The sequence below is a fragment of the Protofrankia sp. Cj3 genome, from assembly GCF_917627355.1.
Lineage (GTDB): Bacteria > Actinomycetota > Actinomycetes > Frankiales > Frankiaceae > Protofrankia.
The window spans coordinates 2,207-9,086 of record NZ_CAKJTR010000193.1 but is presented as its reverse complement, the minus strand read 5'-3'; the positions used below and the strand labels follow the sequence as shown (position 1 = coordinate 9,086).

Annotated in this window: 7 protein-coding genes; all 7 read right to left on the bottom strand. The window is 69.4% G+C overall.

Annotation, left to right across the window (positions count from 1 at the left end; genetic code table 11):
- A partial coding sequence (locus MJ783_RS19665) for a hypothetical protein (protein ID WP_239312453.1) occupies positions 1–249 on the bottom strand: 249 nt, incomplete at its 3' end.
- Positions 246–887, bottom strand: coding sequence for a hypothetical protein (locus MJ783_RS19660; protein WP_239312450.1), 642 nt, complete (start codon positions 885–887; stop codon positions 246–248). The genes MJ783_RS19660 and MJ783_RS19665, both read right to left, overlap by 4 nt.
- A 145-nt stretch (positions 888–1,032) precedes the next feature.
- Positions 1,033–2,706, bottom strand: coding sequence for a methyltransferase domain-containing protein (locus MJ783_RS19655; protein WP_239312447.1), 1,674 nt, complete (start codon positions 2,704–2,706; stop codon positions 1,033–1,035).
- 140 nt (positions 2,707–2,846) lie between these two features.
- Positions 2,847–3,290, bottom strand: a complete 444-nt coding sequence (locus MJ783_RS19650; protein WP_239312445.1) for a hypothetical protein — start codon at positions 3,288–3,290, stop codon at positions 2,847–2,849.
- A gap of 221 nt (positions 3,291–3,511) precedes the next feature.
- A complete protein-coding gene (locus tag MJ783_RS19645) occupies positions 3,512–4,900 on the bottom strand; it encodes an ATP-binding protein (protein WP_239312443.1) in 1,389 nt (462 codons plus the stop codon).
- Entirely contained in the window at positions 4,897–6,486 is a 1,590-nt protein-coding gene (locus MJ783_RS19640) for an SCO6880 family protein (protein WP_239312441.1), read from the bottom strand. Before MJ783_RS19640 ends, MJ783_RS19645 begins: the two co-directional genes overlap by 4 nt.
- A gap of 78 nt (positions 6,487–6,564) precedes the next feature.
- The coding region (locus tag MJ783_RS19635) for a hypothetical protein (protein ID WP_239312440.1) at positions 6,565–6,880 on the bottom strand (316 nt) is incomplete at its 5' end.

Genomic DNA, 6,880 nt, shown 5'->3' with positions numbered 1-6,880 from the left:
CCGGATTCCCGCTCCTGTCGGTTTCGGCGATGCGGCGTTGCGAGCCTGCTCCTCGGCCCGTCGCACTCGGCCCTCGGCGTCCCGCCGTAGGAGGATCTGTCTCCAGGTGATGGCGTAGAAGGCGGCCAGTACGACGGTGCCGACGAACCATGCCCGCCACTGCCAGCGGACCGCGATCTCCACCGCGACGGACGCGACCAGTAGGCTCGTGATCAGTGCCGCCGGTCCACTTCTGGCTCGTTTCCTCATTCTTGCGCTCCTGACCAGTCAACGACGGACGGCGGTGCTGATGTCGGCGGTCGGCGGTCGGCGCCGCGGATCCGCAGGTGTTGTTCGATCCGGGCTTGGATCTGACACCGGACCTCACGGCCGTCCCGGACCTCGGGGTTTTCCGAGTCGTACGGCCAGGCCGCAAGGTGCCAGTGGAGCTGGCTGAGCAGGTCGAGTCGCCCTCGGCAGAAGTCGATCATTCGGCCGAGGAGCTCGACTGCCCGGACGTCATCGCCGTTCGCGCCGCTCACGGCGACGTCCAGCCAACCGTTCACCCGAACTGCCAGGTCATCGGGAGAGTCGGTGTCGAGGGAGGCTCGGAATCCGTCGTCCAACGCCGCGTCGAACGCGGTGTCTCCCGCTTCCAGGTCTTGCAGGGTGAGGAATGCAAGTCGCAGTAGGTTGAGTGCGTTTTCGATCAGGTCGAACGCATTGGCCCGGCGCGTTCCCCACTCGCTGTACGCGGCGACCAGACGGGCACGGTGGTTCCGGCCCAGGTCGACAGCCCAGGTGGCGGTCGTCGGCGAGTGGTAGACCGGCACGGGGCGGATGCCCAGGAGGTCACCGATGAACTCCCCGATGTCCGCAGCGGGAATCCAGGGTGCCCCGAGCTGCACACCGATCTCCTCCGGAACCAGGTCTTTCGGTAGAACGCCTTCGAGTGCGGTGACGTTACGCAACCATCGGGGGTCGGACTCGGCGGTTTCCCGCGCGACGGCTAGTTTTCGCCGGATATTACCGGAAAGATAGGTTGCCGCCGTCTCAAGATGCCCTCCGTGTTCTGGGTTCTGGAAGGCGAGGTTGCTCAGCTTCTCGAGCGCGGCCGACTCGCTGACGCCGAGCAGCCCCGCGATCCGGCTGAGATCGGCTCGTCCTTCGGTGGCAAGGCAGATGGACAGCGCCTCCGCGGCGGTCTCCGCGCCCGTTGGCGTGCGGAACGGCGCCACTACCCGCTCTGTGAAGATCGCGGCTTTGTTGACGTCGCCGCTGGCCCGGTCCACGGTCTCCAAGGCGGCGAGCAACGGCCACCCGGAGTCGCGGAGGATGCGCGGCGGGACCCCGCGGCACCCGGCTGACCCTCTCGACTTCGTCGCCGTCGGGTTCGCCGCTTTCGATGACCGCGTCCGCGAGCGCGCCGAACCGCGTGCGGTAGGCGTCGTACAGGTCGTTCAGCCGGCGCAGGGCGGCTGTCCAGGCGACGGTGTCGGCGGGATCGTCCGATGCCTGCGCCGACAGCACGAGTCGTGCGGTGTCCCGAAGTTCCACCAGGACTTGCAGCTCGGCGGCTTCGGCGCGGTTGCGGGTCCGCACGGGCTGGCTCGTCCCACCTGCGCCTGTGACCATCAGTTTGCCGTTGACGATGGTTAGGCCTCCGCCGTCGAGATCGGCCGCGGGTGCCGTGCGTGTCGCTGGTTCGGGAGCCCGCGGGGACCAGCCTTGACCGGCGAGCAATGCGGAGTCCCGGATGACTCCTGCCTGCTCTGCCAGACGTTCTTTCCAGTCGTCGGTGGCGACGACCGCGGTCACGGTGGCCGAGTACGGGCCGCCGACGCCCAGCCGCCCGAGGACCGCCTCGGGCCTGTCGACGAAGTAACGGTTGATCCGTACGGTGTCCGGATGGCCTGGGGTGATGCTTTCCGCGGGGAGGTCGACCTCGACGGTGTCTTCCCAGGTGAACAGCGCGGGTTCGGCATCGGACGGCCGGCGGCGTAGCACGAGGATGTCGGTGACGACGTCGGTTCCGGCCGCCGCGGCATGAGCCTTCGATGGCAGCCGGATCGCCCCGAGCAGGTCCGCCCGTTGCTGAATGTCGCGGCGGGCCGCTGGATTACGCGCGTCCATGGTGAACGACGAGGTGATCGCGATCAGGATGCCGCCGGGTTTCAACAGGTCCAGTGATTTGATCGCGAAATGGTTGTGGATGGAACGCCGTGCCGGGTTGTGGACCGGGTCGAACACGGGATAGTTCCCGAACGGGAAGTTGCCCACCACCGCGTCGAAGCTGCTCATAGGCAGCCGCGTGTCCTCGAACCCCTGCATCCGGATGTCGGCGTCGGGGTACAGCGCGGCGGCGATCCGGGCTGTGGTCGGGTCGACCTCGACGCCGATAATGTCGATCGGGAGGTTCGGGGCAAGGCCGATGAAGTTACCCGAGCCGCACCCGGGTTCGAGGACGCGCCCTCCGGTGAAGCCAAGTCCTTCGAGTAGGTCCCAGCAGACCCGCACCAGGGCCGCGTCGGTGTAGTGTGCGTTCAGCGTGGACGCTTGGGCGGCACGCCAGGCGTCGGCATCGCGGAGCGCGGCACGTTCGGCGGACCACTGCTCATTCGCCTCGTCGAACACCCCGGGCAGCGCTCCCCACCCCGACCATCGCGCCAGCGTCACTTGCTCGGCCGGGCTTGACGCTCGACCCTCGTCCTCCAGCCAGCGCAGCATCCGCAGGGCGGCGAGGTTCGCCTTTGCCTTGCTCTTCAGTCCACGAGGTGCAAGGTTGTCCTGCGATCGCGGGCGGAACTGCTCCGGATGATCATCTTGGGCCGGGGACGCCCGCCCGCCCGGTTGTGCGGCGTCTTTCGCTACCTGTCGCGACGCGGTTGAGCCGGCCGGGGAAACGGCTCCGGCGTCGCCGGGTCCGCCGGGTACATCATCGGCAGCAGCCGGAGCTGCATCGACCAGTAGTCCTCGTCGGACGCCAGCATCCTGACCAGAACGCGCTCCAGTTTCTCCGCCGGAACCGCCAGCAAGATCTCGTCCTCGACGTAGAACTCCTCGTCGTCGTCCGGTTCGACCGTCGTCGGGTCCGTCCGCAGAACCTCGGCTCGGTTGAGCTTGCGGCAGATCGTCGCCGCCGCGTCGTCCAACGCCTGCGGGCCGTGCGGATCGGACGCCAGCCTGGCCGCCGTCGCCGGGGCGTGCCGGGTCATCCAGTCCTCGACTGTCCGGCGTATCCGGGACGGGTTCGGCTCGGTCTGGCTCGTCGGGCCGGTCTGGCTCGGCGGGTCGTACCTGCGCTCGGGCATCGCTGAGATCCTCTCGGGGGATTTCGACCGCCGCGGTCGGACGAGGAGCATCGGCATTGGTCTTGCCGGGTGTCGGAGCGTGCGCGGTCGATGGTTCCGGCGACTCGGGGGTCGGGACGTCGGCAGGCGGCACATCAGGTGTGGCGCTGGGAGGACCGGCAAACGTGTCGGTGTCGAAGAGCGACTGCTGCCCGGGGATGACCGCCGGGGCGCGTCTACCCCTACGTGCCATCGTAGCCGTCCGGATGCACCCCGCGCTGGCGTTGGGCATCCGGATGACCGCGCATGGCCTGGTCGGTGTCGGCTAGAGTCCATTCCCACGGTGCGATGACGTGGTCGACGAGTGCGGTCCGCGAACCGATCTTCCACAGGGCCTGGAACGGGGCGAACTGCTTGAGGAGCGCCGATTCCGTGCTGGTCAGGCCCATGTCGCTGAGCAGCCGGGCAACCTGCTCGGGGTTCTGGTGGAGGAACACCCGGACGCTGGTGGTGTTCAGCAGCCCTTCGGCGATCCTGCCCTGGGCCTTGTCGCTGTCGACCTGGGAGGCCAGGTCGGCGATGGCATGGGTGATGAGGATGTTCGCGGTGCCGAACTGACGGCCGAGGCGCCACTGGTCCTGGAGATAGCGAACGATCGCGAGGTCGTCGAGAGCGATCCAGCCCTCGTCGATGATGTTGAGTTTGTGTCGGTCGGGTTGCCCGTACATGGCTCCGGCAAGCCAGCCGGACGCGGCGGTGAGGACGAGTTTCAGCGCGCGGCGGTTGGTGAGGAGCGCGGACAGGTCGAGGACGATCCCGCCGGTGTGTTCCCAGTCGAGTTCGACGCTGGTCGGACCGTCGCACATCCCACGCAGGTCCTGGTCGACCAACATCGCGCAGGCATCCAGGAGCGGGCGGCGTCGTTCGGCGAGCTCGTCCACCGTGGTGTCGAGCGCGTCGGCCATAGCCGTGTCCGGCCGGGCGAGAACATCACGCAGATCGACCAACGTCGGTGTGCCGCCGTGCCGCCCGGCCTCGGAGATACGGCGGACGGCGACCGCGATCAGGCGTTGCTGGCCAGCGGACAGTTCCGCCTGCCTGAGCGAGATCGCGAGCAGAGTGGTGGCCACAGCCGTCCGATGACTGAGTGCATCGGTCTCGGGCAGCCGGGTGGCGGCCGGGCCGGGGTCGAGGGGATTGACCCGTAGGTTGCCGCCGGGACGCAGTTGCAGGGCCGCCCAGCCGAGAGCGCGGGCGAGGGGTATCCACTCGCCCTTCGGGTCGATGACGGCGACGAACCGTGTCGGGCCGGCGAGGACCGCGGTGCGGTAGACGTAGGACTTCACCAGCGCGGACTTGCCGTAGGCGCCGGCGCCGGAGACAACCATGTTCGGGCCCTGGACGAGACCGGCGTCGTACGCCTCGACCAGGTCGAAGAAGAACCCGCCGCCGGTGAGCCTGTCCCGACCGAGGAACGCCCCGGCGACGCCGAGACCGGCCTCGATCACGAACGGGTAGATCGCGCACAGATGAGCGGTGGTCGCCACGCCACGCGGAAGCGCCAGACCGGACCGCCTACCGACCGTGGACGCCAGGCGGGAGCGCCGGCGGGGTGCCGACGGGCGGGTCATGCCCGGCCTTCCAGGAGCGCCTGACCGGGGGCACGTCCCAGGGGAAGGGCCGCGGCGAAGGCGGCATCATGCCGGCCGTGCAGCGGACGTAGCTCGGTGACCCCGCACTGGGCGGCAAGGTCGATCATTGTGTTGCTGGCTTCGTCCAACTCCTCGCGTGAGGGCGCGGCCACGTCGATCAGAGCCAGATAGCCGTACTCGGGGAAACCGGCCGCCAGTTCGGTTTCCCGCTGGTCGACCTGGGCGTGTGCCCGGGTCAGGTGGACAGGGACGCGGAAGGCGTGCCGTTCCCGGATCGCGACCTGGCCGTCGATCGTCACCGACTCGGCGTTGATTCGCCGCCGCGACGCGCGAAGCGACACAGGCTCCAGCACGACCGTGACTGCGCGAACACACGGAGCGTGGAGCAGGAGCGGGTCCAGCCAATCCGGTTCCAGACCGAGAGCGGGCCACCGCGCGACCCAGAACACCCGATGCCACGTGCTGTCCACCCGCACTGCGGTCCAGCGGATCTCCATCGACAGCGGCCCGGCGTGCGTGGTGGCCAGCACGCTGGACATCCCGGCATGCTCGGCCAGACCACGCCGGACATGGGCGAGGGTCGCCACGACCGATGGATCGGCCTGCACCCGCATCGCTTCGGCGATCTCCACTGGAGACAGCGGCGCGCTGACGACCAGGCCTGCCGCGCGTGCACGGTCGGTCAGTGCCCGTGCGGCGGCGAGCGTGGCGTCCGGTGGGGTCCCCATTCGCCGGCCGATCCGTCGGCGATCGAGGGTTATCCATACTCGTAGGTCGTGGCGGTGCAGGTGTGTGGCCTGTTCGTCGAGAAGCTGGCGGTATGCCGCTTCCGCGGCGTCCAGCGCGGATGATCGGATGCGGGCGTCGTTGAAGGAACTCATGGGGGAGTGCTCCGCGGTCCGCTCGTCAAGCCATGACAGGTGTTCCGACAGGGGTGCCGGAGCGGACCACAGCGACCAGCCGAGCCGGACCAGCGGTGAGGACTCGCGGGCGAACTGTGACAGCAGCTGCGCCCAACCCGCCAGCCGTTGGTGCTGGTCGGCGGGGTCGAGCAAGGAGAACGATCCGCCTCGCACCGCCAGGATCGCGGTCCAGGTCCCTGAGCGTTCGTCCCGGACAAGGCCGACAGGGTCCAGGCGTCGGTCTCCGTCCGCCCAGGCCGGGCGTGGCACCGCGGCGATGTCCATCCCTGCCAGGCAGCGCGGCAGAGCCGCCGCCGATTGCCGCTTTGTTCGGGCATGCGCCGGACTGCCGGTGAGGAGTGGCAGCGGTAGCGGCGCGAGCCAGCGATGCCGCCCGGTCAGGCGGTGCACGGCAAACACCACGGCATCCGGAAGCGCCGCGTGCAGGCGCCGCCCGCCGGCCGGAACGAACGCCAACGCCGCGCAGCCGCCGGCGACCCCGAGACCGGTGGCAAGACCCCGTGGCGAATGCGTGGACACTGAGACGACCACCGCGCCAAGACCCGTCGCGACCAGGAGAAGTTGTGGAACGGTCAGACCGAACAGCACCCCACCGGCCTGTCTGTCCACGAGCCGGTACACCGGCAGACGTGAGCCACTCATGGTCGATCACCGTCCGCTTCTTGATCGTCAGCGGCGCCGGCCGGATGGATCCGGCGGCGGCCTGGTCGCTGAGAGCGGTCACCTTGTCCTGGCGTACGGGTACTGGGGCGTGGGCCTGCACGAGGTGGCGTCCAGGGCTCCGCACCACCCCCAGGGCCGCCAGCCGGAGACGGCGTGGGCGTGCCGACTGGTTCCGCGGTGCCCGCCGCCGGTGGACCGGGCGGCCCAGGTGACCGAGGCCCGCCGTCCGTCGGTGATCCGGGACCACCGGCGGTGCCCGTGGTTGTAGCAGCGGCGGATCGCGGACGCGGCCGCGCGGAAGACCCCGTTGTTCCCGGCAACGATCGCGGCGGACCCATACGGCCAGCCGACGACGGTCCCGGCGTTGGTGGCC

Excerpts from the sequence above, each read along its gene's own strand:
- MJ783_RS19655 (WP_239312447.1), bottom strand. The coding sequence starts at position 2,706 with ATGCTGCGCTGGCTGGAGGACGAGGGTCGAGCGTCAAGCCCGGCCGAG.
- MJ783_RS19650 (WP_239312445.1), bottom strand. The coding sequence starts at position 3,290 with ATGCCCGAGCGCAGGTACGACCCGCCGAGCCAGACCGGCCCGACGAGC.
- MJ783_RS19645 (WP_239312443.1), bottom strand. The coding sequence starts at position 4,900 with ATGACCCGCCCGTCGGCACCCCGCCGGCGCTCCCGCCTGGCGTCCACG.
- MJ783_RS19640 (WP_239312441.1), bottom strand. The coding sequence starts at position 6,486 with ATGAGTGGCTCACGTCTGCCGGTGTACCGGCTCGTGGACAGACAGGCC.